The 246-nt window shown below is 63.4% G+C and carries 1 protein-coding gene; it reads right to left on the reverse strand.

Annotated elements, in window-relative coordinates:
• A partial coding sequence (locus J5M58_RS28630) for an amino acid permease (RefSeq protein ID WP_207880663.1) occupies positions 1 to 246 on the reverse strand: 246 nt, incomplete at both ends.

Here is a 246-nt window from a genome sequence, read left to right on the forward strand (position 1 = left end):
CCTTGGCCACGGTGGTGACCAGGTTGATGAACGCCGCTTCCTTGATGCCGCGCAGCACCAGGAAGTGCACCGCCCACAGCAGCACCGACGCGCCGATGATGGCGGCAGGGGTGTTGCCTTCGCCGAACACCGGGAAGTAGAAGCCCAAGGTGCTGAACAGCAGCACGAAGTAGCCGACGTTGCCCAGCCAGGCACTGATCCAGTAGCCCCAGGCCGAGGAAAAGCCCATGTACTCGCCAAAACCGG

The sequence above is a fragment of the Pseudomonas sp. 32_A genome, from assembly GCF_017490905.1.
Classification (GTDB): Bacteria; Pseudomonadota; Gammaproteobacteria; order Pseudomonadales; family Pseudomonadaceae; genus Aquipseudomonas; species Aquipseudomonas inefficax.